Genomic DNA, 25,403 nt, shown 5'->3' on the forward strand with positions numbered 1-25,403 from the left:
CTCCTATCTTACTTCCAAATTTTGATAAAAAAATTCGGTCATTTTATCAAATGGAATGATGTCTATTTTGTCGTAGAGATCAGTGTGTGTTGCTTTAGGAATAATTAGCAACTCCTTGTTATCTCCTTGCAACTTCTTAAAAGCGTCTTCTGCGAAATATCGAGAATGAGCTTTTTCACCATGAATAATTAACACCGCACTAAAAATCTCATCACTATAAGACAGAAATTTAGTATTTAACAATGAAAGAGCAGACGTCATATTCCAACCTTCATTTGAGTTCAACGATCGCTTATGATAGCCGCGGTCTGTTTTGTAATAATCGAAATAATCTTTAATATAATAAGGCGCACTTTCTGACAAACTATCTGGAACACCACCCGAACGAGCATAATCCCCATTTTTGAAATCTTCAATACGTTGTGCATTGAGTTGTTGACGCATTTCATATCGACCATCTACATCAATAGAATCAAAATAACCATTAGCTGTTACACGAGACATATCATACATAGTCGAAACAACGGTTGCTTTTACTCTTGTATCAATTGCAGCTGCATTTAGTGCCATGCCGCCCCAACCGCAAATACCAATAATTCCAATTTTATCCTGAGCAACATTTTTTTGGACCGACAAGAAATCAACAGCCGCTTGGAAATCCTCAGTGTTAATATCGCCAGAAGCAACATTACGTGGGATCCCTCCACTTTCTCCAGTAAATGACGGATCAAAAGCTATCGTCAAAAAGCCCCGTTCTGCCATTGTTTGAGCATAAAGTCCTGATGATTGTTCTTTAACTGCCCCGAACGGACCGCACACAGCAATTGCAGGAAACTCTTCCGCTTGTCTTTTTGGTTCATATAAATCAGCAACTAGAGCTATTCCAAATCGATTAGTAAAAGTCACTTTACGATGATTAACCTTATCGCTTTTTTGGAATACCTTATCCCATTTTTGAATCATTGTAGTATCTTCTAGCATCCTTGCTTTCCCTCCTATAGTTGACATTTAATTTTTTTAATAATACAATCTTACTACCTAAACTTAACTTTAGGTCAAGTCTGATTATAAAAATTTTTCAGGAGGAGCTATGACAGCATATTCAATCGGCGAAATATCAAAAATGTTTAACATTCCAGTTTCAACTCTCCGCTATTATGATAAAGAAGGATTATTTCCTGAAATAACGCGTGTTTCCGGTATTCGAAAATTTTCTAATAACGAAATTGAAGCTTTAAGAGTGATTGAGTGTTTAAAGAAATCTGGATTAGAAATTAAAGATATTAAACAATTTATGAAATGGACAAAATTAGGGTCAGAAACTTTCAAAATTCGAAAAGAACTATTTGAACGACAAAAAGTAAGCGTAGAAAAAGAATTGCGACAAATGGAAAAAGTTCTTGATATGATTAAATTTAAATGCTGGTACTACGATGAAGTCCTTAAGCAAGGGAACGAGGTGGCTGTTAAATCAAAAATTCCAAATAACTTACCAAAAGAGGTAAAACTTTATTACGAAAACTCTCATTAATTTGAAACGATTGTACATTTAATGAGTTAATCTAAACAAAAAAACAAACGTTATTTAAATTAGTAGAGTAGATTTGTCACTAGCACTTTAATTTTCATAGACTACACTATTTAACTAAGTTCAAAAAGCAACAACTGCTAGCAGCAGAGCTAACAATCGTTGCTTTTTGAACTTATTTACTATACAAACAAAAACATTAAAAACCAGTATTATCTATACTTTCCAAAAAAACTACTATACAAAAACATAATTATTTTATATTTACTATAATTTAAACTACAGTCTGAGCTTATTATAATTCATTCTTTTATCGTACAACATTAAATATTCTAAAATGATGACACTACTTCTTACAGTTATATTTCAAAAACCTTGCTAACTGATTTTAATACTACTTCATCTTCTTCATGAGTAGTTAAAATAATACCCTTATCTTCTGATATCTTAATATCTATAATCTTATATAACATTTTTTTTCTTTTCTTATCTACAAAAGCAAACGGTTCATCTAAAATATACCATTCTCTTTCTAAAGACATCAAAATAAGAGCATAAAGGAACTTTTTTTCCCCTCCTGAAAGCATTCCCCATTGTTTTTTAAGCAACTTATCAATATCTTCACGCTTAAGAATTTTATCGCTTAATTGATAAAAAGATTGAATACTTTTTTTTCCGTCCAAACCATAACTAAATTTCAGAAAGTCCATTCCTGATAAACGATCAGAAAAATATATGTTTTGATTAATATATATAATACTTTCATTCCCCTTAATTACAGTTCTTTTTGCCTTTTTTACTCCTGAAATGTAATCTAATAGTAAGGTTTTTCCGTTACCATTATCACCAGTAAATAAATTATACTCTTTTAAAATATTCATACTTATTTTTTTATCTACATAAGGAATATTTAAATCCTTTATTTCGATCATAGCTTTACCTTCTTTCATTTGAAATCGGTTCAAATTTAACTATAGAATACATACTAATAAAAACTAAAAATATTGAAAAAGTAACATATTTGAAGACATCCATATTTTTATGTTCAATTAAAACATTAGATAAAATTGACAGAGGGTTATATTTATTTAACTCTATATTCGTATTTAACAATATAAATAAACCAAAAATTAGCATTGTAAATATTGAATTTATAGTATTAGCATGCACTTTTTTTATTAGAGTTAAATTGTAACTAAAAAATGCAACTGGTAAACACGCTATAATAGTAATAAAGCTATATAAAAAAAGACGGAGAAACGATAATGGTAGTAAAATAACCACAATTAAATTAAGTAAGTTTACACTGATAAAGCTAAACATAATTTGCGTCAATAGATTGCCTAAAAAAAATGCCCAAGGTGAATTATTTATTGAAAAAATTGTTTTTAAGCTTCCATATTCCTTTAATTGTAATGCGTAAACTCCTACTCCATAAACATAGGAACAAACAACAATATATACCCACCAATATGCCAATTCCCATTCATTTGTTACACTTCTATAATTCATAAAAAAAGTAATTACAGGTAAGGCTATTGACCACAATAAAGGGATTTTATCTTTCAGTAACATTTTAATATTAAACAATGCATATGATTTAACTGAGATAAACATTTTCACTCCTCCTTACGGAAATGGTAACAGTTCTGAAAAATTTTTTCTTTTTAATTTTAATATATTCTCTATATTTAATATTATTTCTTTCGAAAAATTTCTTGGTGCCATGTTGGGAAACCACTTTGGGTCAAATACCTTCACTACTTTCACATTCTTAGCATGATTATTTTCAAACATTGTAATATACGGAGACATATTAAGAGAATTGCTTATATTTTTGATAGTAAATGTATGACTTACTTTTTCTGTTTTCTCTTCATTATTCAGAATAACAAATTCACTACCTTCAAGATATGCATATAAATCTTTAACTTCTTTCGAGCTCAATCTATCAAAATAGTCATGATAAATGTCCTTATTGTCAATTACTAATCCAGAGCCTTGACTAACTTTTCCTTCTTTATATTTTGAATGCGATGTAGCAAAATATTGTAATATTTCTTTTTGTGATTTTATTACTGCTTTTCTTGCTGATTGACTAGTTCCCAATCCCACTGCTTTGTATTTTTCACCATATCCAACGGCAAGTACTACGTAAAGGTTCTTACTTAAAGATATATTATAATATTTGACATTGTCTAAATAATTAGTCAAATATCGATCTATTTTTTTTATTTCTTCTATCTTATCTATATTTAATTGCTGAGCCTTAGTATGAAACAAGAAGTTAGTAATATAGCTCTGTCTTTCAAAGAATTCTTTATAAGCTGTCCATATCAATGGCTTTGATTTTTTATGCGAGGCCATACCAGAAGAATCAACAAAACTATTCTTAAACAAAATCATATCAAGATTAACTTGTTTAATACTTCCATCAACTAAATTCGTAGCAATAACCGTATGCTCTTTTGGTGAATTTTCGTTGATGAGTGTTTCTCGCTCCAAATACTCTCCTAAAGTTGAAAGAATATGCTGCCTTTTATTCTTTAAATCAACCTCATAGGCTTTGATAGGTCTTTTAGAATATTTTTCTATATATACGTTATAGTGATGTGACATAAATAAATCCTCATTTAAAACAAAATTCACCTTATTTCTTAAAAAACCTTTCAAAAGTATTCTCCTTTCTATCATTGGATAGGACAATCAATAGAATAATCAATTAAATATCTCTTAATAATCTCTTTATCTTTTTGTCTTTCAATGTTTATCTTAATTGGTACAGAATTTAGTAACTGTTTGGATATACATTTTATTGTTTTAACTCCTCTATTTATGTCATCTCCAATTACGGATATCTCAACATGGTTAATCCAATCAGCAGTTTCAATGTATTTCGTAGCTTGTATAGAATCTTTTGTGATAACTTTGTATGTTTCATCCATAAACTTTACTTTTTTTAAAATTTGTTTATGCAATTTATCAGAAAATTTATTTGCTTTTGCTAAGGGATTATTAAAAGTTTGCCACTCTATTCCCTTAGCTTCTTTCAAGGCCAAAATTAGAGATTGTTCCATAGTAATACTACAACATACACCTGAGGTTAGTAATTTCCCTTCTAAAAACCCCATCACGATCACTGTTGAATAATTACTAAGTTCACGAACTACATAAATTTTAAACATATTTGAAATAAAATTATAATCATTAATTAAGTCATGAATTTCTTTATCTTGTTTTAACTTTTCCCCTTTCAAACCATACCAAAAACAAAATACTTCATTTTTCTCAATCAATTCTGTTAGTGCCTTTTGGATTATTACTTCTGAAAGTTTTCCAGATGAAGTTCCTGTCGTATCATTAAATCCGAACTCATGATTTCCATATCCAAATTCTGAATATTTTCTGCTACTTACAATATTTTTTTCTAAATTTACAGAAGAAATAGTTTTATTTGTACTTAATGGTATCCCTAAGAAAAGTCTTTCTAAATATTCATTATAACTTTTAATAAGTGATAACTGTTTATTTTCGTCAACTGAGAAAGCACTACCTGCTGTCGTTCCTTGCTTAATCTTGACACGTGAAAAATTCACATATCCAATATTTATATTTGATAAAAACATATCACTTTTCACACCGTAGGAACTTTTATTCGTGAATATCATTAGTTAACACCTCTAAAATTAAAGTTTCCATTAACAAGCATTTTCTCAAGTTTATACCTAATCCATTTGTCAGTTGTTGCTCTGGTACTAGCATTTCGTTTATTATTATGTTTTTTTCTTTACTAATCGCTAATTGACTGCTTTTAGAAACATAACCAATTTCTTTTATACCATTTGTGTACGCCTTTTTTTTATATAAACAAATTGCATCCTCTATGTTTAAAAAAAAAGCTAATATCAGTTTATCATTTACTATTTCTCTAATCTTAGTTACATCAGTTTCATATAGAATCAAAAAATTATTTTTAAAATCAAAAGAATAACAACCAGTATTTACATTCCCTATTTTTTTTGTTATGGCTAGTATTGGCATACTAACTTTATATATAAAGGAAGCATAATTTTTTTGTAAATCACTAACTAACATTTTTATAAAGACAGGTAACTCATCAAAAGGATATACCGCTAACCTAATATCCGAGTATTTCACATTATAAAGACCTAAAACATCGCTCAATTCATCTAAATTATTCTCTTCTACTTGTTTATTCACTACCCTTTGTTGATATTTTAACGTATCAATTAAATATGCTTCATCTAATAGTACATTCTTATATTCATTCCAATAATAATCACTCATAGCAATCACAATACCCCCAATGATAAGCAATATCTTTTGTAACTAAATGATTATTTAAATCAATAGATAAAACTTCATCTAAGTCACATTTCATTAAATCGCTATCCAAATTCCTCATTATGGTATAAACTATCGTAAAATAATCATCCTTTTGCAACGGGTATTCTATAGCAAAATTTTGTGATTTTGTATAAAGTAAATCTATAATTGTCTGAAAATTAGCTGTATCAGAAGTTATTTCTCCTCTTAATTGGCTTTCTAGTTCAGAAAAAAAACATATTGGACATGGATTGTACCATTCCCTTTTATAGAAATTCGAAAAATAAATATGATGATTATAGCTAAAAATTATTTTAATGACTACATTCTTTTCCTTGGCTATATTTACAATATTTTCGTATTCTTTAAAATTGAAAGCCTTTAAAAATACTATAAGCAATTTACCATCCATATTTTTAGATTCTAAGTGGGAAATACTGCTCTGATGACTAATTGTAAATTTTTCGGAAAACACGTAATCGAATAATTCAGAAAATTCAGAATCATCGGTATATACCAAAACCTCATTAACCTTATTATTTTCTATATCTAGCTTTTTAACTAATTTATTTTCTTCTAAAAAGACCAGTACATTATTAATCATGTTGCTCCTAAAATAATTGGATAATAGAGATTCCTCAAAATTTATTACTTCATTTTTTTCTAAATCTTTTAACATTCTAACTAAATTTTTATTAGTAATAATTATCGAAGATAGTTTTGTTTGAAAGAATGTTTCTTTTTCACTAAGATCATGCCATATAAAAGGGTTTACTTTATACATTTTTTCACTCCTTTTTACTTGATTATGTAAAGAGGTAAGTGCGTCCACTTACCTTATGAAGTTTCTATTCTTCTAATCCTGTGGCACCCCCACAACAACAGCAGCAACAACAACAGCAGCCACCGCCACCGCCTCCACCGCCGCCTCCACCTTTAGAGACAGTAATGTTCTCAACGACTGAACCATACCCAAACCCATATAATTCAGTTTCTTCATTAATTGCATTTGGGGTTTTTTGCGACACTACAACTTCTTCAACATTCATTTTAATACACCTCCGTTATAATTTTATCAATATTGATGAAATTATTTTACCACTATCCAATCGTTTTTCAAGCAAAAACTCATCTTATTCTAATTAAAAAACGTATATTTATACTGAAAAATCTAAAAATCTTTGATTAGACAACAAAAACGAAAAAATTAATAACAAAACAACTATCATTAATTTTTCTATTTTTATATCAATGAAAATTCTAACAAAAATAATTTTTAAAATAATTATTTTATCACATTGGAATTATAATATACAATGCATATTCGCATATTTTTGGATTTTACCTCTTTAATAACAATTGTGAATACCTAGTTTTATGAATTGATACTTACTATAAGGAAAGCATATTGTTTAATACCAAAACATATTTAAGTATTTAAAAAGCAACAACCGCTAACACAAGAGCTAACAATCATTGCTTTTTGAACTTATTTACTGTACGAAAAAAGACATTAAAAACCAGTATTCTCAATACATTTCAACAGAAACTACTACCTGAAATCATAATTTCTGTATACTTCACTCAATTAATTCCTCTCTGTTCCTGTATCTTCACAGGTCAATGTCTTTGCAAATTATACATCAAATAAGGGGCGTTTTTCTAGTGCTTAGTCGAAAAAAAATAGTTGATTCATAAGTTCATTGTCTTATGAATCAACTATTTGATAACTTTCTCTCTTACTTATTGCGCATTCAGGATCCACATGAATCCGACAAAAACAAAGAACAAGCCATACATAATTGGCGAAACTTCTTTCCCACGTTTTGCCGCAATCATTGTAATTGGATAGAAGATAAAGCCTAAGGCAATCCCATCTGAAATGCTGTATGTCAATGGCATTCCTAACAAGATTAAGAAGGAAGGAATCGCAATTTCCATCTCGTTCCATTTAATTTTGCTTAAGGATTGTGCCATCAAAACACCAACAATAATCAACGCTGGTGCTGTAACTTGCGAAGTGACAACTGCTAACAAAGGAGAAAATAGCAAGCTGAAAATAAATAAAATCCCTGTTGTAATAGCTGTGATTCCTGAACGACCACCCACAGCAATCCCCGCAGATGATTCTACATATGCGCCAACTGGCGATGTCCCTAGTAGAGAACCAGCTAACATCGCTGTTGAATCAGCGGCTAAAGCTTTCCCCACACGCGGCATTTTATTGTCCTTCATAAAACCTGCTTGATTGGCTAAGCCCACCAACGTACCAGCGGTATCAAAGAATGTTACTAATAGGAACGTTAAAACCACGACCCACATTTGAATCGTATTGATATCTTTCACATGTCCTAACGCCACTAAAAATGTTGGTTCTAAACTTGGCGCGCTTGAAATAATCTTATCAGGCATTGGAATAACGCCTGTCGCTAAACCAACAATCGTTGAAATCGCCATCCCAATAAAAATACCACCAGGCACTCGACGAACTAACAAAATTGCAGTTACGACTAAGCCGACAATGGTGACCCACGTTGAACCAACATTCAAAGGTCCTAAGCCAACGAGTGTCGCATCATTAGCCACAATTAAGCCACCTTGGCTTAAACCAAGAAAAGCAATAAACAACCCGATCCCACCTGAAATGGCAAATTTCAAGTCTGCAGGAATTGCATCAATAATTAGCTCGCGTAATTTAAAAATTGTAATTAAAATAAATATCAATGAAGCCACAAAAACGCCTGCTAATGTCGTTTGCCAAGGAATCCCCATACCAACAGAGACTGAATAAGCAAAAAATGCATTAATTCCTAAAGCTGGTGCTGTCGCAATCGGATATTTCGCCAACACACCCATTAAAATACAACCTAAGGCACTCGCTAAAGCGGTGGCAGTAAAAACAGCGCCTTCGTCCATGCCAGAAGCACCAAGTACGGTTGGATTAACGAACAAAATATACGCCATTGAGATAAATGTGGTGAAACCAGCTAACATTTCTCGTTTCATATTCGTATTCAATTGTTCAAGTTCAAAATATGAACTTATTTTTTCTTTCATGTTCCGTCCTCCTAAAATCTAAACATTTTACAATGTTCGTAAAATATTCAATTTATTAATGAAACAACGTGTTTAATCATATAATAAACCAACAAATAAGTAAATATCAAATTCTAAATTCTGTAAAAAACGAACAATCACGATTTAAAAAAAGTATTCCTTTCTAGGAATACTTTTTAAATTAAATCGTTTGTGTGGTCGGGCGAACAACCATTTCACTGATTGACATACGATCTGGCGTGTCTATGGCAAAGACCACCGCTTGCGCAATGTCTTCCGCCTTTAAGCCCCAACTTAACTGTTCTAGATGTAACGTTTCAGCTACTACTCGATTAGAAATTGTTTGATAAAGTTCTGTTTGTACAGCACCTGGTGAAATAATCGTTGATTTAATGTTATTCTCTCTTTGTTCTTGTCGCAATCCTTCCATAATTGCTCGAACAGCAAACTTTGTTCCACAGTAGACAGCCGAATCTGGATAAACGACATGTCCTGCCACAGAATCAGTAGCAATAATCTGCCCTGATTTTTGTTCAACCATAATTGGAAGAACTGCCGCAATGCCATTTAAAACACCCATAATATTAATATCTAGCATTTGACGCCATTCTCCTTTTGGTGCTTCAATAAGAGGCGCCGTTGGCATAACTCCTGCATTGTTAAAAAGAACATCAATTCGTCCATATTTTTCCATTGTAAGCTTGATTACACGCTGAACTTCCTCTTCTTTCGTTACATCTGCTTGTTGCACGAGAATCGTTGCTTCAGGAAGTTCTTTTTTTATAGCAATTAAACGTTCTTGTCGACGTGCTGCAATGACTAACTTCGCTCCTTTTCTGGCAAGTAAACGGGCTGTTGCCTCACCGATGCCACTGGAAGCGCCCATGATAACAATAACTTTTTCTGATAATGATTTCATTATATTTACTCCTTATCTTCCTGAATCCAACGAATAATTTTAGCTGGTGTTCCTGCAACAATAGCGTTAGCTGGCACATCTTTAGTTACAGTCGCATTAGCTGCTACGATAGCATTTTCACCAATCGTAATACCTGGTAAAACAGTGACACCCGCGCCTAACCACGCAAATTTTTTAATGGTAATTGGTGCTAGCAATACACCTCGCCGTTTCATTGGCAGTTCCGGATGATTGACACTTAAGAGATTAACGCGCGGACCAATTAAAACATTGTCTTCAATTATAATGCCCCCTAAATCAACAAACATAGCTGCCCGATTAATAAAAATATTTTTACCAAAATGTATATTGCGTCCAAAATCTGTATAAAAAGGCAATAAAATCGTAACGGTTTCGTCAATTTTGTCTTGGATAATCGTGGCAAGAAGATTCCTTACTTCATTATGTGTATAGGCTTGTTGATTTAATTCTATTAAATAGCGACTATTTTCCTCTTGAATCTGATGAATAAGTTGAAATAGTGGTTCATCTTTATCAATGCTACCTGTTGCAATTAGTTCTTGGAGATTTTTTGTAAGCATTCCTAATCGCCTCCTTTTGCTAAATTTATCGTAATACGTGACAACTCCTCTGTCTAATACTTATAATAAATAGATAAGTATGCGTTTTAGTTATAGGAGGGAAAGTAATGGAATTACGAGTGATTCACTATTTCTTAGCAGTGGTCCAAAAAAAAACGATTAGTGGCGCAGCCAAACAATTGCATGTAACACAACCAACATTATCTAAGCAATTAAAAGAATTAGAGGAAGAATTAGGCGTGACATTATTTATACGAGGAAATCGACAAATACAATTAACACCTGAAGGAGAATATTTAGCTAAACAAGGGCAAGATATTTTAAGCTTAGCGAATAAAACAGTCACCAACTTGTCGCAAAATGAATTCATTAATGGCGAAATCACGATTGGTGGTGGCGAAACAAAAGCTATGTCTTTTTTAGCGAATGCACTACAACAAATAACAAGCCAGCACTCAGCTGATATTCACCTTCATTTATACAGCGGGAATGCAGATGATGTAATAGAACGGCTAGACAAAGGATTATTAGATTTTGGTTTAATTATTGAGCCTGCACCTAAACAAAAATATAGCTATTTAACATTACCAGTTGTAGATACATGGGGCTTAATTACTGTAAAGGACCATCCCTTAGCCACTAAAAATGTTATTACTGCAGCCGATTTAAAAGAAGAACCTTTATTTATTTCTCGACAAGCACAAGTTCCGAGCCAACTCTCTGATTGGCTCGAAGCAAGTCTAGATCAGTTCCGAATCGTTGGGACCTACAACTTACTTTACAACGCTTCACTGATGGTAGAAGCTGGGCTAGGTAGCGCCCTAAGCATTGATGGTATTCTAGAAACAAAGCAAACAAATTTACGTTTTATCCCGCTATATCCTGCTTTAACAGCCAAAATTAGTTTAATTTGGCGCAAAAATACGGTTCTTTCCACAGCTGCTGCATTATTTTTAGAACAAATAAAAAAAAGTATTCAACGCCCTGAATAATAGGTCGTTGAATACTTTTTTAAATCATCACTGTGATCGTAGCTGCTGCCAAAATCAAAACTAAGCCGATAATCGTTACGGTCATTTCCTTGGCTGTTTTCTTTTGACCTAAGAACCAAATACCTGTCAACGTTGCAAGCACAACTGATGTTTGGGATAGAATAAAGCCAGTTGCCAAGCCGTTCATATCTGGCTGCGCTGAAATTAAATAAGTTAACGCTGCAAAGGCGAAGAAAAAGCCTGAAAAAATTTGTTTGTAAGAAACAGCTTCTATAAATGGGGATGTTTCCCCACCCTTAACAGTGACAACCGCTGAATAAATAACTGCGACAATTACCATGCCTATTGCTTGTGGTAAAAAGGCATGCATGCCATCAATTGCCGTCGCTTGGGGTGCTGCAGAGTACGCCCAATAGCCGATTTCACCAACGGCTAATAGAAGAACTGCTTTTTTCATAATCCCAGCACTCTCAGCGGACTCCGTTTCCGACCAGACCGTCATTTTGGCACCAATCATGATTAACACTAAGGCAAATGCGCCTAACAATTTGGCTGTCGCACCTGGCCAGTTTCCTAAGAAAAAGACACCCCAGAGAGAAGCACCTAAAAGTTGGAACGCGGTCGTTACTGGCATGGCACGTGATGAACCAATCATCGTGAAGCATTTAAACGTAATGATTTGCGCACAGGCCCAACCGACACCAGATAAAATTGAAAAGAATAAATCCATGCCCGCTGGAAAAGCCAAACCATTAATCATTGAAAAAATAGCGGCAAAAATCAATGTTCCTAAACTGGTACCGAGAATTTGATTCACTGGACGACCACCAATTTTGGAAGCGATTGTTGGGAAAAGCCCCCAACCTAGAAGCGGTCCTAAACCGATTAATAATGCAGTCGCATTCATCTCTATTTCCCCTCTCTCGTTTAAAAGACAACGTTACTTTCTAATAAAATATTTGCATAAGGGGTCATTTCCCCTGTCCGAATAAATGCATGGCAGTTGTTTAATTCTTGTTTCATTTCTGTATGAGGAATAAAACTGATGGGAGTTTCTGGTAAACGAGTTTTAATTGCTGTCAACATGTCAGGATTTTCTGTTTTAATTTCTTCTGCTAAATAAATTCGTTGAACTGCCAATTCCTCAAGGACATTGTTTAAAACTTCCATAAAACTAGGTACGCCATTGGTAACTGCTAAATCAATTTTTTCTGTAGTCCGAGGCACTGGCATGCCTGCATCACCAATACTTAATTTATCAAAATGACCCATTTGTGCGATAACGCGGGAAATATCTGAATTAATAACTTTTGTTTTTTTCATGTCGCTCGCTCCTTTTTATTTGTCTGCCAATTCGTGTTGATAAGGAATCGAAGGTTGGGCTCCAAAACGTTGAACAGTCAACGAGGACGCCTTGTTTCCATAGCGAATAGCTTCTTCCAAATTGCTAAAATCTTTCTCTAATATACTACTTAATGCGCCAATAAAAGTATCGCCAGCAGCCGTTGTATCAACCGCTTTCACTTTAAAAGCAGGCACAATACCACTTCGTCCATTGACGTCATAAAAGGCGCCTTTACTACCTACTGTAATAATTACTGCTTCAATCCCTAATTGGTGAAGTGCTTCTGCGGCTTTACGCATACTCGCTTCATCTGTGATTTTAATGCCTGTTAAAATTTCAGTTTCTGTTTCATTTGGTACAATCATATCTGTCACGTTTAGTAATTCTTCAGGAACTTGTTCTAACGCAGGTGCGGGATTTAAAATCGTTTTGACGCCTGCTTTTTTAGCAATTTTAAACGCTGCAATCGTACTATCAATCGCACTTTCAAATTGGGCAATCACAAAATCACTTTTTTCAATAATTTCTTGATGTTCCTGTACTTGTTTTGGCGTAAAGGCGTTATTGGCTCCCGCGTAAATCATAATGCTATTTTCACCAGCGTTATCTACCATAATAAAGGCTTGGCCAGTAGCTGTTTTCTCTAAAGTGGTGACTCCAGTTAAATTAATTTCATCTTGACTCATTAAATCAGTCATCATAGCTCCAGCGCCATCATTTCCCACAGCACCAATAAAATATGTTTCTGCGCCTGAACGTTTCGCTGCGACTGCTTGGTTTGCTCCTTTACCACCACCCGCTGTAAAATGTTCAATGGCGTGAATTGTTTCGCCTGGTTTAGGCATTTCTTTGACTCTTAATGTTGTGTCTAAATTGATACTTCCGATAATTGTAACCGCGTTCATTTTCATCCACCTCAATAAAATTTATTTTTTCATTCTAATTAAAACGTTTTAGTAAAACGTTTTAATTCCACAACAAAAATATAGCACACCTTGAAAGCTATTTCAAGGGTGCTGTCGAAAATCGTTCAATCAGTTGAACCGGCAAGGTTTGCTCCTCCCAATCTTTTGCAGGCTGATGGATTCTTTCCAATAATAAAGTCGCCGTAGTTTGCCCCAATTGAAAAACAGGTTGAGCAATTGTTGTTAGCGGCGGCGAAACATACTCGCACATATCAACATTGTCATAACCAATAATACTATAATCCTCAGGAATTTTTTTGCCCGCTTCTGCTAATCCTCGATATAAACCAAAAGCAATTTCATCATTGATAGCAAAAATTCCGGTGCTCTCTGTTTTTAAAATTTCAGGGACAGCTTGGTAGCCGCCGGTTTTTGATAATTCTGTTTCGATCAACTGGACCTTTTCCGTATAAACAGAACAAAAACCTTTTAACCGTTGCTGAATATTGACTGGCGCATGTGGTGGCATTACCACGACGACCTGTTCATGTCGTTGCTCTTGTAAATGCTTTGCTGCTAGTTGCCCACCTCTATAATCGTCTGTCAAAACAGCGTCGCTAAAGCCTTCTGCTTTTTTTTGGTCAAGTACAATAAACGGAATCTTTTTCGCACGTAGCGTTTCATTAATCGTTTGATTGGAAATTTCAGAACTTGCAATCACAAAACCATCGACACTACGACGAATCAACTCTGTTAAATATTCATGTTCTCTTGTAACATCTTGGTCCGCATTGCATAACATCAGTATAAAATTTTCTTTGTATAAAACACTTTCAATTCCTCGAATCAATTGCGCGAAAAATGGGTTGGTAATATCAGGTACGATTACGCCAATCGTCTTACTTTTTTTCATCACCATACGTTGCGCAAAATAGTCGGGCTGATAGTTTAATCGCTCTTTTGCAGCCAATACTTTTTCGACCGTTTTCCCACTAAACCGTGCCCCATTCCCGTTTAAAATTTGTGAAACGGTAGTAATGGAGACACCTGAATCATTGGCAACATCTTTAATTGTAACCTTTTTATTTGTCATCCTACTTCTCTCCTTGCCGTGAACGCACCCATTCACCGGACCTCTTAATCTCATTTAATTTACTACAATCATTTACTTTACGCAACCACAAATAAATACGTACATTCGTTTAAACCGTCCTTTCATCCCTTCAACAAATTTCGTTGTTCTACTTTTAAAATGTTATACTGTAAAAAAAATGATTTACTTTTTGCTGAATGGAGGGCTTTAATTGAAAAAGAAATCGATTGGTTTGTTGTTAGCTAGCGCATATTTGTTTCACGCACGTTCTCGTCAAAAATCCTTAAAAGCCTGTCTTTTTGAAGATTCTTTACGTCTTTCCCAAATTGCTCGTCTTGAACGAAATCCGAAAGTCACCAAGGCTTTTTATCATTGGCAACGATCATTAAATGAACAAGTAACTTTGCCAAAACATTTACGTCATCTTTTTCCTCTTCAAGAAATGACTCAATTTCCTACGATGTATCGCATGTCAAACTCCGTTATTGCGCCTACCAAGAAAGCTGTACTATACCTGCACGGTGGGGGCTTTACATTGAATCTTGCCTATAGCCAATTAGACTTTAGTTATAAACTAATTGAAGATCTCCCTTTTGCAACAGATTATTTTATCCCTGTATATCCATTAGCACCAAATAAGTCTTTTGCTGATATTTATAATCATTGCTATGCTGCTTACCAAGAAATTTTACAGCATTATGATCCCGAAGATGTTATTTTATTAGGTGATTCTGCTGGTGGTACATTGGTTTTAAACGTATTGCAGAATTTAGCCATCGATTTCCCTGAACGCTTACCCAAAGCTGCTGTTTTAATTTCTCCTTGGTTAGATGGACATTTAGACATTCCCGTTGCCAAAAGTTATCAAAAAAAGGACAAAATGATTGGCATGAACTATTTACAATTAATTGCCCAAGAGATTGACGACACAGCCAATCACTCCACGCTTTCTTTAAATTGCTTGTCCTTTGATTATCAAAAATTTCCGCCACTTTTTTTCGTGGGCGGCACACATGAAGTTTTTTGCCCTTCCTATCACCAATTTTTAAAACAATTAGGGCCACGACCACAAGATACTTGCCGATTGGTGCCTGGCATGCAACACGTTTTCGCAATGAAACAATACTTGTCAGAAGGACGACAAGCGCGGAAACAAATTGCACAATTTATCCAAGAACAATGGTAAAAGGCAAATGGGACAGAAGTCAAAACGACTTCTGTCCCACTTGCCTTTTTAGAACAAAACACTTAGTTTTCTTCGGCGACTTTTTTCTCCCGCATAGTCAAAACAGCGCTAGCCAAAAGGACAACCACTACAAAACCAATGATTCCTCCTACTAAAAGACTCGGACCTGCCTCACCTAATTTGCCTAAAAATAGGCCTGGGATTAAATAATCTGTATCCGCAAACGTTGAGGATGCTAACTGTAGATCACCCAAGACTGGTAAAATGAATAACGGTAACCAACTAATTAATAAGCCATTAAACGCAGCCCCTAAAATCGCTCCCCGACGTCCCCCTGTGGAATTTCCAAAAACACCTGCCGCGGCACCACAGAAAAAGTGCCCGACAACGCCTGGTATAATCACAGTGGTATTCAGACCAACCATCGCTAACATTGAAATAGTTCCCACAATAAAGCTCACAAAGAACCCAATCAAGACAGCATTTGGCGCATAAGGAAAGATAATGGGAACATCAAGTGCTGGTTTAGAATTAGGCACTAATTTTTTAGCAATTCCTTGGAAAGCTGGCACAATTTCTCCTAAAACCATCCGCACACCCTGTAAAACCACAACGAAACCAGCCGTAAAGGTTCCTGCTTGAATTAATGAAAAGATAATCGCATTTTCGCCATTGCTTAACTCATGCTCGACATAACCTGTCCCAGCCAGCAAAGCCAAAATCACATAGACAATCGACATCAAAATCATAATTGAGATGGTTGAGTCTCTTAAAAAACCAAAACTTTTAGGAATTTTAATATCTTCCGTTGACTTTTCTTTATTCCCAAAGACTTTTCCAATAAAGCCACTTGCCGCATAACCAATATTCCCTGTATGCCCCATTGCTACTTTATCATTTCCAGTAATTTGTTTCATAAAGGGCTGACAAAGAGCAGGTGTCACTGTTAATAAAGTTCCTTCAAATAAACCACCTAAAAGAATCATTGGCAAACTAACGCTAAAACCGGCCCCCACTAAAATAACGGCTGTCAAACACGAAACGTACATCATCGCTTGACCTGTCAAAAAGATATATTTAAAACGTGTAAAACGCGCCAACAGAATATTAACAACCATGCCTACCAACATAATCAGAGCAGTTGGTGTCCCATATTGTTGCAAGGCAATCGCTACAACTGCTTCATTACTAGGTACCACGCCTTGTGTATTTAATGCGGTTTGGAACATCTCCGCAAAGGGCGTTAATGAGTTCGCTAATAGCCCTGCGCCACCAATTAAAACTAAGAAGCCGACGAATGTTTTCAACGTTCCTTGAACAACATCAGAAAATTTCTTTTTCTGTAAAACTAATCCCAACAAAGCAATTAATGAAACCAGAATCGCTGGTTGGCTAACAATTGAAACAAATAAATTCAATAAAGTTTCCATGTTTTTCCTCCTTCTTATTGATGTGCAATGCCATTGTCATCTAAAACTTTCAAGACTTTCTCCTTCGTTTCATCGTAATCAATAATCGCATTTAAAGGAATGATTTTTTCATCAGGAATTGACCCTAAAGCATCTTGCAATGTTTTTTCGACAAAGAAGTAATCAGCCATATCGCCACTGGCACTCCCGACATCTGTGTGATCAATTTGAAAACTATCTGTATCAACACCGACTTCCTCTAAAATTTGTTGGATATTCATTTGCACCATAAAACTTGTTCCTAAACCACTTTGACAAACTGTAAAAATCTTCATCTTATTTCTCTCCTTCTTGGATAATTGATAGTATTTCTGGGACGGTTTCAGCCGCCACTAAGCGATGTAATGATTCTTTTTTTGATAGAATTTTTGTCAGACTAGATAAGGCCCGTAAATGTGTTTCGTTATCTGAAGCAGCTAAACAAATAAAAAGGTGAATTTCATGCTTAGGATCTTCTAATAAATCGACACTTTTTTGGATTTTTAGTAATGACATGCCTAACTGATTAACGCCATCTTCTGGTCGCGCATGAGGCAATGCTACGTCTGGACAGATATGGATAAATGGCCCAAACGATTCAACTTTTTGAATCATTGCATCAATGTACTTTTCCGTAATACTGCCATTTTTTAATAACGGCTTGGCAGCTTCTGTAATTCCCGCTCGCCAGTCTGCAACTTCAGGCAGGACTTGGACTGTTTCTGTTGTTAATAATTCCGATAACATTGGACGCAGATCCTCCTCTTTTTCTAAAATTTTGTTCATTTTACGATGCAAGACACGATATAACTGCGCTTCTGTGACTCCTTTTTTTAAGGAAATATAAGGTTTTAACGCATCTAAAATATCTTTAACATCTGGCATGGAAATACCTGGCAATAGCCAATCTGATTGTACTTGGTGCATCAATTGATTTTTCTCCAAAGAGCTCATAATGGGCTTGGTAAGATAAACCTTTTTGGCTGTTTCAATAGGGACCGTTGAGAAAATGATGTCATAGCTTTTTTCAGATACATTCTCTATTTCCCTCACCGCATTTGTTTCTTTAAATTCAATCATTGGAAATAGCCGACGCAATTCCGATTGCAAAATCAACGAAGAACTGATGCCACTGGGACAAACAATTAGCGCTTTTAGCTTTTCTTGCCGCTGTTCATTTTTTTGCCCGAAAATTTCTCCACCAAATAATATGGTAAAAAAACCAATTTCCTCTGACGGGATTGACCGTTTCGTTAATTTTTCTAAAGGAGCTAACGCTTGTTCACAAAGATGATAAAGCGACCGATACGATTGTCGAATATCCTTGATTAAAACATTCGGCAAGTAAAAGCCATAGTTAATTCGAAAATAGGCAGGAACCAGATGATAATACACATTCATGAGCAATTCACGAGGCTGCTCAAATTGAACGACGGCCAATAATTCCATTTTCCGAATAATTTCACCAGAAATATCTAATAAAAACTCTAACTTCGTATCTCGCAATTCTCCTTGCAAGGCTGTCATTAAACAAATCGTGAAAAAAAGACTCTCGGTTTCTACATTCGCCACTGGCCCAACTAAATCACTTAAAATACGACGACTGACGGGATAAGCCCGTAAGGACTGAATTAACTGGTTCTCAGGCCAGACGACTGTTCCATATTTGCCTAATCTTTTTTGAGAAAAAGCAAGAAAGTAACTAATTTCATCCAATCTGCTGGGTACTAGTTGAAGCTGCGCTTCCTGGACGGCTAATTGAATGCCGTCACGCATTTTTGCGTATTGGCTCATTTGATGCTGACTGAGCCAGCAAAATAAAGCGAAGGTGCCCGACTTTTGTTGTAAGAGGCGGGCAAGCCAATTTTTCCCGAAACGACGAATCCGAAATTCATCTCCTTCTAGGTAAAACCCTCGTTTTCGTTCGTAGGATAAAGCAATGTTTTCAGTTGCTAGTTGGTGTCGGACTTTTTTGATGTCCGCTAAAATAGTGCCTTTCGAAACGTCTAAAAAATTTTGGTAATGATAAACTGATAGTTCTTCGATCTCTGAATAAGTGAGTAAAAAAATGAGTGCTTGTCTTTCTGCTTCGCTATAGATCACTTGACGTTGTTGAAAAAGTTGCTTCCCCCATTCATTTGCGGAAAGACTTGGAATGCTGACAGTATTCTGTTGAACTTCTCCGCCTATTGTCGAAAGTTGCGTCACTAATTCTCGTTGCGAAAGATCGGTTATTTGTTGAGCCAAAGAGAGCGCAATTTTTTGCCCTGCATACTCGTCAAGGAGATAACTTATTTTATAATTCACAGCCTGTGTCCTCCTCCTGTAATCATCATATAATGGTAGCGCTTTATTTTCTATCTAAGTTGGGTACAAATGTCTACTATACTTTTTTGATAAATTGTACCGTTCTTTATTTTAAAGTTAACAAAAACCCGTTGCAAGTTTCTTAAAAACTTACAACGGGTTTTCTTTATGTTAATTGTGTTTGTAATGCGATATTCAGTAAAATAGCCACCGCTACCCAGCCGCCACACATCACCAGAAGCAGCCAACTAAACATTGATTGTTTTACTAAAGACTGCTTATGCTTTGCTTGATGAACAAAATTCATGCTACTTACTAAGAATAGTAAAAATAAAGCAAAACAAAGGACGGCCAAGCCGGCACAAATCCAAATCCACATCGTAATCCCCATCAATACGCCTCCTTTTCAAATTGATTTTATTTATAGAAACGGCAATCTATTTTTCTTTTTTCCTTTTTTTATTCAAATAATACAAAGTTATTATTACTATGAGCAGACAGACAATACCAAGACTGTAAAGCCACCTGCTATTTCGTTCACCTGTCCTTGGTAAGGACATCTGGGCATCAGCGGGATTTGTTTCGGCAGTGTTTTTCTTAGTCACCTCTTCTTGGTGTTGCGCCGCTTTTTTATCTTTGTTAGTAATTGGCTGTTCTGTTGACTTAGTGATATCTTCTGTTTCTAGTGGTGCCTTCCCACCATAAAACGTCACACCGATATTCGTTTGTCCCGCTTCTTCTGCAAAGCTCTCAGAAGAAGCGGTCAGACTCACGATGGCGATGGTTAAAAGCATTCCTAATGTCAGCAGAAGTGACCCTTTACTTCTTGCTGTCATCATCGCGCACTCCTTGTCTATTTTTCAAGGCTGCCTGTTTTTCTTGTTGTAAATAGGCTTGCTGTTTCAGTGTCGCTTTCTGTTGCGTAAAACGCCAAATAGCCAGAATTACACTCACAATTGTTGCAGCTAACAATCCATAGAAAGCTTGATTCCACCAAGTCGGTAGGACCAATTTCACTACTGCTTCTTTGTTTAATTTTTTAGCTTCTTGACTACTGATGGTAAATTCTTGCTTAAACGGCCACACTTGTTGTTCATCTTCTTTCAAGACCGCTTCTCCTTCAAAAATATAGGTTCCTGGACGTACATCTTCTTTTCCAAAATCTAAGTGGAAGTTCATCGTTGAATTCGGTGCAAAACGAACACTTGGTAAAATCCGTTTAGCATACTCTTTCGTTTCACCTTTTTTCGTTACTTTTCCTTCTAAACGTACTTCAGGAAAAATAGCGGATGTCGGATTCTGAATAATCGCTTGGACCGACTTATTTCCTAAAGCAATGGTCGGAACTAATTTAACTAATTGAAGAGTCTCTGCTAGATACATTGGCGTATCTTCTGACGTTCGCAAAGCAATCGCTACGTTAAACCCATATCGACTGGTTAATCCCGTTGAATTTCCTTTTTCTTCCTTTTCATCTTCTGCAAGCGAAGCGTAAACACCACCTAAGACTAATCCCTGAAAACCATTTTCTGGAATTTCGACAGTCATTTTGGCTGCTACGGTTTTCTTAGCGGGAACTTTCACGTGTTCCTCAGGCAATTTGATCAATGTTGTCAAGGGTACTTTCAAACTTGCATCTGGTTTTTTCTCGAAATCATTGTACACAATTAAACCATTGTCATTCGTCGTAGCATTTGCCAAATTTAAATCAATCGTTAATTCTTCATTTGTTTTATTAATTAATGACAGTTCTACTTCTTGTTTTTGTCCTGGTTTCACAATGAGATCGTAGTAGGATTGCGTATTTTTCGCTTGATTCTCTGGAATATTGGGTTTAACTGTAAATTTTGTATTCATGTTGTCATCCGCTTCTTCTGCTTGTACAGCAGAAGGGATGCTTAATGCCATCACACAAATAAAAACTGTGACGATTAGCCAGCGCATTGTCTTCATTATTTGTTCCTCCTATGTATCGAAAAGGAGCCGTGCACCACTGCGCAGCTCCTTTTCTAGTAATGCAGTATTCTCGTTAGTAACTTTTTATGGCGCAGCCACTAATGTCCAAGTTACGTTACCTGTATACGCACCATTTGTAATTTGTGAACTAGGTGTTGTAATGTTTAATTTTACATTTGATAATTCAGAATCCCATGTACCTTGACCTTTACCAACTGCTGCTGTAGCAATTGATACAGCTGCTCCACCTACTGGAATAGTTGTTCCAGCAAATTCAGGACTTCCTGGATCTGCTGCAAAGGCAGCTACATCACGGGAGTATGTTTTTGCTGTTTCATCGTATTTCGCTACTGCTCCTGTTTGTGCAAAGGTAATTGAGCCTTCTAAAGTAGCAGTGCCATTTTTCATTTCAGCAACGCCGGCAGTAACTGACCAACCCGCTTGTGTTCCACGAACATCCCCAACTCCATAGCGTTTTGTTTGTGTACCAGTTGCATCTAATGAAATCGCTGATAAATCAGAACTAACTTCTGTCGCAGCAAATTTGAATTCTGTTGGAACATATAATAAATCAAAGTTAGTATTCGGATTTGTAGGATCTGGATCTTGTGTATCTCCATCACCATCACCAGTTCCATCAGGTAATGAACCACTTGTCATTTCTACGTTTGCTGGCGTTGTACCAGTCGTTGTTGCATGTGCCGCTGCGGGAGCGATGCTTGCGCCTAAAATAGCTGTTCCTGCAAATAAAGTTACCAATGTTTTTTTCTTCATTTTACTCTCTCCTTTAGTATCTTGGTTGATTAATGAATAAAAAAGTGAAAAACTTTTCTATCTCGGTAGAACGTAAACTAAGTATAGCGAAAAAAAGCCTGCTTGTGATTTCAAATTTTAAACACCTCATGCAAAAAAAATGAATTTACTATAACAGCAAGGTTCCAACGACTTTTTGTGTCTTTGAAAACGTAATTTTCAAAAAATATATTGTTTTTTTTCACATATAAAGTAGTAATTTTATAAAAAAACAGCGAGAAAACGTCAAAACATTAGTAACAAACACTAACATTTTGACGTTTTCTCGCATTTATTAAATCAAAATTTCCTCAATATTTTTAAAAAAAATAGTGAAAACTAAAATTATATCGTTTTCATAGACAAAACGTACATTTTTTCTTACGAAAATTGATAATCACTCGCTGACTATTCTCTAATCAACGCTTGCGTTGTACAACGGAAAGAACCACCTAACATTCTAGAAACATGGTAATCAATTGCCTCAACTTTGATACCTTTTGCTTCTATTTGAGGAATTAAGGTTGTAAACGATTGGTCCGTTATATACGTTTCTTCGTTAAGCGGTAGACCATTTGTCACTAAATACGCTGCTTCTTGCAAAGTAACGTGAATTTTTTCCCAGTTGGCTAACTGCGCAGGAAGTCCATCCAAAAAGGCCTCTTCACAAACAATCATCAAGCCTTCTCTCAACAAGCTTAACGCACAATCTAAGTGGAGAATATGCGGATGTAACCGAACCGGCACCACTTCATAACCAAAATGACCAATCATATTGGCTAACCACTGAATTCCTGCTAGGTTACTTGCCAAGCCAGAGTAGCCCACAAAAATTGTTTTTCCTAGAACTAAAACATCGCCGCCTTCAATAAAGGGACCTGCTTCACTTAAAGCCCCTTCAGAAATGTCAGGTTGTGGCGCAGCAAAATAATAGCCTTCTGCTTCTTGTGTCCACTGCTGAATAATCGGACGAATTGGTAAAATTTCTTGTCGACGGTGTTGAAATCTTAAGTTTCCTTCTATTAAGAGATTGCCAATTGTAAAAAAAGGGTCTCGTGAAAAGAAGTTACTATATCCTACGCCCAATTCCTTGCCATGTTCTTTTTCATAGGTTGTCAATAAACGTGGACGAAATACTTCTACGCCATAAGATTCTAATACTCCTTGCATGACTTCTTTTTCTTTTTCCCAACGCACTTGTTGTTCTGGTGCAAAGTCTGCTAAATCACGCCCTTCATTATTCTGTGTTAAACGGGCATTTTCCTCTGTTAAAAAAGTCGTATCCGCTTCATCAAATTTATCTGGTAAACAAAATTGCGATTGTGCTAAAACAACTGAACGCAACGGTGCAAATTCACTTTCAACATGCATTTTTTTCATTATTTGACCTCACTTTTATCTGGTTACCTTCATTATAACAGAGATAAAATTTTTATGCCTTCAATGAAGAAAAAGCAGAGCTTCTATACGCTCTGCTTTTTCTTCATTTTGTTATTTACCAATACCTTTATCTTTAATCTCAGCTTTTTGCCCGGTGCCATCTACTAAGCCAAAAATAATCTTCGCTTGGTCTGTATTATCAATTTGTCCTGAAAAAGCTTCTGCTTGTGGGCCATAAGCATAGACATTTACATCTTCTCCTGTGTGTCCGCCTGTAGTCCAACCAGTATTCGAACGTTCATCAAAAATCTTTCTTAATGCCTGAGCGATTTTTTCAACATCTTTTGACTCCGCCGCTGTTTTCACTGCTTTCAATTCAGCCTCACTTAATTGAAAATCAATATACTCAGTCACTGTTTTTTCCACATTACCATTTTTAATAATTTCTTCTGCCATAAAATCAGGCGTGCGTTTTGCCGCATGTAAAGGCTCCGTCAACCAGTTGTATTGATCTCCTTTGCCTAAAGACAAGCCCCCTGTTGAATGATCTGCAGTTGTAACCACCAATGTTTCACCATCTTTTTTGGCAAAATCGATGGCCTTTTCAAACGCCGCTTCGAAGTCTTGCATTTCGCTCATCGCGCCAACAATATCATTGCTATGCCCGGCCCAATCAATTTGACTACCTTCAACCATTAAAAAGAAACCTTTTTCATTTTTATCTAACCGTTGAAGAGCCGCTTCTGTCATATCAGCTAATGAAGGGACTTCTTCCGTTCGGTCAATCATTTTAGGTAGCCCGCCTGGTGCAAACAAGCCTAAAATTTTGTCGTCTTGGTTCTCATTTAACGACTTTTTGTCTGTGACATGACCATAACCCGCTTGGGAAAATTCTTTGACTAAATCACGATCTTTCCGGGCAAATAATTCGGAGCCGCCGCCAAGTAACACATCGACTTTGTGTTGTCCGTCGATTTGATCATCAAAATAGTCATCGGCGATTTCTGCCATATTTTTGCGTGAAACATTATGTGCGCCATATGCAGCAGGGGTTGCATGTGTTATTTCAGATGTTGCTACAAGACCCGTTGATTTCCCCACTTTTTTCGCACGTTCGAGCACTGTTTCTGTTTTGGACTTGTCATTATCGAGTGCAATAGCATTATTATAGGTTTTCACTCCGGCAGCCATCGCTGTCGCTGCGGAAGCTGAATCGGTGACATTCTCTTCTTCATCTTCTGGATAAGTGGCTTGCTGTCCGACCAAATAGGTATCAAAAGCTGTTTGGGGAACACGCTTGTCTGAGTGATTGGCTTTGAAATAGCGATAGCCCGTTGTATACGGATTCCCCATGCCATCTCCAATCATAAAAATAACATTTTTTACTGATGCTTTTTCAGATTCAGTTGCCTTCGCTTCAGCAACCTCTGTTTGTTTTTCGCCGCTTTTCTGTTCAGATAAATTTGTACAACCCGCTAATGTTGTGAATGTTAATAAGGTAACCCCTAGCAAAGCTCTTTTCTTCATTTCCTTGTTTCCTCCTTCATATCTACCCATACATTGACTA

The 25,403-nt window shown here is 35.7% G+C and carries 27 protein-coding genes; 3 read left to right on the forward strand and 24 right to left on the reverse strand.

The window, feature by feature from the left end; all coding sequences use genetic code 11:
• Positions 1–3: 3 nt before the first annotated feature.
• Entirely contained in the window at positions 4–1,008 is a 1,005-nt protein-coding gene (locus IGL32_RS11455; RefSeq protein WP_373465613.1) for an alpha/beta hydrolase, read from the reverse strand.
• An 82-nt stretch (positions 1,009–1,090) separates the two neighbouring features.
• On the opposite strand from IGL32_RS11455, the gene IGL32_RS11460 reads away from it, so the two are divergent.
• Positions 1,091–1,531 (forward strand): MerR family transcriptional regulator, encoded by a 441-nt coding sequence (locus IGL32_RS11460; RefSeq protein WP_002401936.1) that lies wholly within the window; start codon positions 1,091–1,093, stop codon positions 1,529–1,531.
• Positions 1,532–1,887: 356 nt separating this feature from the next.
• Here the strand turns inward: IGL32_RS11460 and IGL32_RS11465 are convergent, their stop codons facing one another.
• From IGL32_RS11465 to IGL32_RS11510, 10 genes are all read right to left on the reverse strand, one after another.
• On the reverse strand, positions 1,888–2,478 hold the full coding sequence (locus IGL32_RS11465) for an ATP-binding cassette domain-containing protein (RefSeq protein ID WP_002394296.1): 591 nt from the start codon (positions 2,476–2,478) through the stop codon (positions 1,888–1,890).
• Positions 2,465–3,145 (reverse strand): hypothetical protein, encoded by a 681-nt coding sequence (locus tag IGL32_RS11470; protein WP_002365261.1) that lies wholly within the window; start codon positions 3,143–3,145, stop codon positions 2,465–2,467. The genes IGL32_RS11465 and IGL32_RS11470 overlap by 14 nt, the downstream gene beginning before the upstream one ends.
• 12 nt (positions 3,146–3,157) lie before the next feature.
• On the reverse strand, positions 3,158–4,201 hold the full coding sequence (locus tag IGL32_RS11475; protein ID WP_228759610.1) for a YcaO-like family protein: 1,044 nt from the start codon (positions 4,199–4,201) through the stop codon (positions 3,158–3,160).
• A gap of 17 nt (positions 4,202–4,218) precedes the next feature.
• Complete coding sequence (locus IGL32_RS11480; protein WP_002399541.1) at positions 4,219–5,196, reverse strand: hypothetical protein; 978 nt, start codon at positions 5,194–5,196, stop codon at positions 4,219–4,221.
• On the reverse strand, positions 5,180–5,836 hold the full coding sequence (locus IGL32_RS11485; RefSeq protein WP_202255100.1) for a hypothetical protein: 657 nt from the start codon (positions 5,834–5,836) through the stop codon (positions 5,180–5,182). Before IGL32_RS11485 ends, IGL32_RS11480 begins: the two co-directional genes overlap by 17 nt.
• On the reverse strand, positions 5,829–6,659 hold the full coding sequence (locus IGL32_RS11490; RefSeq protein ID WP_153829568.1) for an McbB family protein: 831 nt from the start codon (positions 6,657–6,659) through the stop codon (positions 5,829–5,831). Before IGL32_RS11490 ends, IGL32_RS11485 begins: the two co-directional genes overlap by 8 nt.
• Before the next feature lie 64 nt (positions 6,660–6,723).
• On the reverse strand, positions 6,724–6,924 hold the full coding sequence (locus IGL32_RS11495; protein WP_033627020.1) for a hypothetical protein: 201 nt from the start codon (positions 6,922–6,924) through the stop codon (positions 6,724–6,726).
• Between the two features lie 694 nt (positions 6,925–7,618).
• Positions 7,619–8,932, reverse strand: coding sequence for an NCS2 family permease (locus IGL32_RS11500; protein ID WP_002355107.1), 1,314 nt, complete (start codon positions 8,930–8,932; stop codon positions 7,619–7,621).
• Positions 8,933–9,113: 181 nt separating this feature from the next.
• Positions 9,114–9,851 (reverse strand): SDR family oxidoreductase, encoded by a 738-nt coding sequence (locus IGL32_RS11505; RefSeq protein ID WP_002359155.1) that lies wholly within the window; start codon positions 9,849–9,851, stop codon positions 9,114–9,116.
• A gap of 5 nt (positions 9,852–9,856) precedes the next feature.
• Complete coding sequence (locus IGL32_RS11510) at positions 9,857–10,432, reverse strand: DapH/DapD/GlmU-related protein (RefSeq protein ID WP_156210280.1); 576 nt, start codon at positions 10,430–10,432, stop codon at positions 9,857–9,859.
• 107 nt (positions 10,433–10,539) lie between these two features.
• On the opposite strand from IGL32_RS11510, the gene IGL32_RS11515 reads away from it, so the two are divergent.
• Complete coding sequence (locus tag IGL32_RS11515; RefSeq protein WP_156210279.1) at positions 10,540–11,424, forward strand: LysR family transcriptional regulator; 885 nt, start codon at positions 10,540–10,542, stop codon at positions 11,422–11,424.
• A 19-nt stretch (positions 11,425–11,443) separates the two neighbouring features.
• Here the strand turns inward: IGL32_RS11515 and rbsU are convergent, their stop codons facing one another.
• From rbsU to rbsR, 4 genes are all read right to left on the reverse strand, one after another.
• The gene (gene rbsU, locus IGL32_RS11520) at positions 11,444–12,331 is read right to left on the reverse strand and encodes a ribose/proton symporter RbsU (protein WP_002367326.1); all 888 of its coding nucleotides are present in this window, start codon (positions 12,329–12,331) and stop codon (positions 11,444–11,446) included.
• Positions 12,332–12,351: 20 nt separating this feature from the next.
• Positions 12,352–12,747 carry a D-ribose pyranase gene (gene rbsD / locus IGL32_RS11525; protein WP_002355102.1) on the reverse strand — a complete coding sequence of 132 codons (396 nt, stop codon included), beginning with the start codon at positions 12,745–12,747 and terminating at the stop codon, positions 12,352–12,354.
• Positions 12,748–12,762: 15 nt separating this feature from the next.
• On the reverse strand, positions 12,763–13,680 hold the full coding sequence (rbsK, locus tag IGL32_RS11530; RefSeq protein WP_002381157.1) for a ribokinase: 918 nt from the start codon (positions 13,678–13,680) through the stop codon (positions 12,763–12,765).
• Between the two features lie 91 nt (positions 13,681–13,771).
• On the reverse strand, positions 13,772–14,767 hold the full coding sequence (gene rbsR, locus IGL32_RS11535; protein ID WP_002359151.1) for a ribose utilization transcriptional repressor RbsR: 996 nt from the start codon (positions 14,765–14,767) through the stop codon (positions 13,772–13,774).
• Positions 14,768–14,978: 211 nt separating this feature from the next.
• On the opposite strand from rbsR, the gene IGL32_RS11540 reads away from it, so the two are divergent.
• On the forward strand, positions 14,979–15,953 hold the full coding sequence (locus IGL32_RS11540; protein WP_156210278.1) for an alpha/beta hydrolase: 975 nt from the start codon (positions 14,979–14,981) through the stop codon (positions 15,951–15,953).
• Between the two features lie 62 nt (positions 15,954–16,015).
• On the opposite strand, the gene IGL32_RS11545 is transcribed toward IGL32_RS11540, so the two are convergent.
• The 9 genes from IGL32_RS11545 to IGL32_RS11585 form a co-directional block, all read right to left on the reverse strand.
• Positions 16,016–17,383 (reverse strand): PTS ascorbate transporter subunit IIC, encoded by a 1,368-nt coding sequence (locus IGL32_RS11545; protein ID WP_002381155.1) that lies wholly within the window; start codon positions 17,381–17,383, stop codon positions 16,016–16,018.
• A gap of 14 nt (positions 17,384–17,397) precedes the next feature.
• Entirely contained in the window at positions 17,398–17,697 is a 300-nt protein-coding gene (locus IGL32_RS11550; protein ID WP_104855609.1) for a PTS sugar transporter subunit IIB, read from the reverse strand.
• Position 17,698: 1 nt separating this feature from the next.
• Entirely contained in the window at positions 17,699–19,708 is a 2,010-nt protein-coding gene (locus tag IGL32_RS11555; protein ID WP_202524682.1) for a BglG family transcription antiterminator, read from the reverse strand.
• 166 nt (positions 19,709–19,874) lie between these two features.
• On the reverse strand, positions 19,875–20,099 hold the full coding sequence (locus IGL32_RS11560; protein WP_104855606.1) for a hypothetical protein: 225 nt from the start codon (positions 20,097–20,099) through the stop codon (positions 19,875–19,877).
• 46 nt (positions 20,100–20,145) lie between these two features.
• Entirely contained in the window at positions 20,146–20,547 is a 402-nt protein-coding gene (locus tag IGL32_RS11565; RefSeq protein WP_002367336.1) for an LPXTG cell wall anchor domain-containing protein, read from the reverse strand.
• Positions 20,528–21,661 (reverse strand): WxL protein peptidoglycan domain-containing protein, encoded by a 1,134-nt coding sequence (locus IGL32_RS11570; RefSeq protein WP_202569309.1) that lies wholly within the window; start codon positions 21,659–21,661, stop codon positions 20,528–20,530. The genes IGL32_RS11565 and IGL32_RS11570 overlap by 20 nt, the downstream gene beginning before the upstream one ends.
• An 87-nt stretch (positions 21,662–21,748) precedes the next feature.
• Positions 21,749–22,438, reverse strand: a complete 690-nt coding sequence (locus IGL32_RS11575; protein ID WP_104855605.1) for a WxL domain-containing protein — start codon at positions 22,436–22,438, stop codon at positions 21,749–21,751.
• A gap of 426 nt (positions 22,439–22,864) precedes the next feature.
• Positions 22,865–23,836: a dimethylarginine dimethylaminohydrolase family protein gene (locus IGL32_RS11580; RefSeq protein ID WP_002359145.1), complete on the reverse strand. Its 972-nt coding sequence runs from the start codon at positions 23,834–23,836 to the stop codon at positions 22,865–22,867.
• 111 nt (positions 23,837–23,947) lie between these two features.
• Entirely contained in the window at positions 23,948–25,393 is a 1,446-nt protein-coding gene (locus tag IGL32_RS11585) for an alkaline phosphatase (protein WP_002392525.1), read from the reverse strand.
• Positions 25,394–25,403: the final 10 nt, after the last annotated feature.

Source organism: Enterococcus sp. AZ035 (assembly GCF_050548325.1).
Lineage (GTDB): Bacteria > Bacillota > Bacilli > Lactobacillales > Enterococcaceae > Enterococcus > Enterococcus faecalis.